At 35.5% G+C, this 2476-nt stretch carries 2 protein-coding genes; both read left to right on the plus strand.

Features of this window, described 5'->3' with window-relative positions; all coding sequences use genetic code 11:
• Nucleotides 1-6: 6 nt before the first annotated feature.
• Complete coding sequence (locus GXZ93_03455; protein HHT78836.1) at nucleotides 7-1086, plus strand: type IV pilus twitching motility protein PilT; 1080 nt, start codon at nucleotides 7-9, stop codon at nucleotides 1084-1086.
• A gap of 16 nt (nucleotides 1087-1102) precedes the next feature.
• The gene (locus GXZ93_03460) at nucleotides 1103-2332 is read left to right on the plus strand and encodes a type II secretion system F family protein (GenBank protein HHT78837.1); all 1230 of its coding nucleotides are present in this window, start codon (nucleotides 1103-1105) and stop codon (nucleotides 2330-2332) included.
• Nucleotides 2333-2476: the final 144 nt, after the last annotated feature.

Consider the following 2476-nt stretch of genomic DNA (forward strand, 5'->3'; position numbering starts at 1 on the left):
AAAAAAATGGAAATAAATATTAATGAATTACTGGGAAAATGCATAGATTTAAAAGCTTCCGATCTTCATCTCGTAGTCAATTCAAAACCGGTTATAAGGATCAATGGAATTTTAAGCAAAATGGAGGAATACGAGATACTTGCCCCAGACATTTTAAGAAAAATCCTGTATTCGATAATTGACGAAAACAAAATAAAAAAATTTGAAGAGAAGCTTGAGTTGGATTTCTCTTATTCAATTCAGAATAAAGGACGCTTCAGATGTAATTATTATTTTCAGAGAGGAACGGTTGCAGCGGCATTCAGGATGGTAACTTCACAGATTAAGTCACTGGAAGAGCTCGGGCTGCCGCCCAAGGTAAAGGAATTTGCAGCTTATCCAAGAGGGCTGGTGCTTGTCTGCGGGCCTACGGGAAGCGGAAAATCTACAACCCTTGCTTCAATAATAGATATTATAAATGAAACAAGAAGTGAGAATATAATAACGATAGAAGATCCCATAGAATATCTTCACAGGCATAAAAAAAGCATAATCAGCCAGAGAGAAATTGAATCAGATACAACCACTTTTGCAACAGCTTTAAAATATGCCCTCAGAGAGGATCCGGATGTAATTATGGTAGGAGAAATGAGAGATCTTGAAACAATTTCCAATACTCTTACCGCTGCTGAAACAGGGCATCTTGTTTTTTCAACTCTTCATACTCAGGATGCAGCGCAGACTATCGATAGGATTATTGATGTATTTCCCACTCACAGCCAGCAGCAGATAAGACTTCAGCTTGCCGGTACATTAAAAGCGGTGCTTGTTCAGCAGCTTGTTCCCAACAGAAACAATGATGGCAGAGTTGCTGCAGCAGAGCTTATGATAGTCAATACAGCAATCAGAAATATGATAAGGGATGTGAAAAGCCATCAGATATATACCGCAATGCAGTCTTCGGGCAAGGAAGGGATGATCATGATGGATATGTCGCTGGCAAGATTGCTTAAAGAGGGAAAAATAAGCCAGGAAATGGCATTTGAAAAATGCCACAACAAAGAAGAGCTTTTAAGATATATCAGTTCAGATTATATTGTTTATTAAAAAGTAATTATTTTTTATGGTTATTTACAATTACAAAGTAAGAAGTATTACCGGAGAGCTTATAACAGGAACCATAGATGCTGCAAATGAAGATGCAGCTATATACGAATTAAAGCAGAAAAATTATTTTATATTGGATATATCCCCGCCATCTGCTTTTTCCAAAGAAATCAGTATAGGAGGTTCACAGTTAAGCTTTCTAAACAAAATAAAACCAGGAGATCTTGTAATTCTTACCAGACAGTTTTCCATACTTATAAATTCAGGAATGAGCCTGATGGAATCCCTGGTAATTTTAATAGAGCAGACTGCCAACAAGAAGCTGAAAATAATTCTTGCCGACATAGTGAGAAACATTGAAAGCGGACTTTCTTTGTCAGAAGCTCTTGCAAAACATAAGGAAGTTTTCTCAAAACTGTATATAAGCATGGTAAATGCCGGAGAAATGGGCGGGGTTCTTGATAAAACATTAAATGATCTGGCTCTATTTCTGGAAAAGGAAAATGATATTCAGCTTAAAATAAAAAATAAAACAGCTTATCCAAAATTTGTAATGGGTTTTGCAATCGTAGTTGTTGTTATCCTTATAATTTTTATTGTTCCTTCTTTTAAAGATGCGTATGAAGGATTGGGGGCAGAATTGCCTCTGCTTACAAGAATTGTTCTTAAGATAAGCGAATTGTTTAAATCAATATGGTTTTATCTGATTGCCGCAGTAGTTCTGATAGGCGGCAGATTTCTTATGGGAAAATATCTCAGCTCAGCAAAAGGCAGACTTCAGTTTGATAAAATAAGGATGAAAATTCCAAAATTAGGGGATGTTATTAAGAAGATAGCGCTTTCAAGATTTGCACGGACCCTCGGAATACTTATTTCTGAAGGTGTGCCTATCTTAAAGAGCCTGGATATAGTAAAAGGGGTTCCCAATAATATGGTTATTGATAATGCCATAAGCGAAATAAAGGAAAGCATCAGACAAGGAGAAAATATTGCAATACCTTTAAGTCGCTATTCCGTATTTCCCCCCATGTTTGTTCAGATGGTAAATGTCGGGGAAAAATCCGGAACTCTTGATGTCATTCTTTCAAAAGTCTCTGATTTTTACGATAGCGAGATTTCTCATTCCATAGAAATACTCATGGCCATACTTGAGCCGATAATGCTTCTTGTGGTCGCCGGGATGGTGGCATTTGTAGTCATAGCAATGTATCTTCCCATGTTTAAAATCTATCAGTTTATCAGCTGATCAAATCTTTGATTTGTTTTAAGATACTTCCTCATAAAGATTTTAAAAAAATTCTTATATTCAATTATAATAACATTATTATAATTGAATATATTAAAATGTATGTTACAAAGATATAAAATATTAAACATAAAATACCTTATA

The organism is Actinomycetota bacterium (assembly GCA_012837825.1).
Taxonomy (GTDB): Bacteria; Actinomycetota; Humimicrobiia; order Humimicrobiales; family Humimicrobiaceae; genus Humimicrobium.

Excerpts from the sequence above, each read along its gene's own strand:
- GXZ93_03455 (HHT78836.1), top strand. The coding sequence starts at position 7 with ATGGAAATAAATATTAATGAATTACTGGGAAAATGCATAGATTTAAAA.
- GXZ93_03460 (HHT78837.1), top strand. The coding sequence starts at position 1,103 with ATGGTTATTTACAATTACAAAGTAAGAAGTATTACCGGAGAGCTTATA.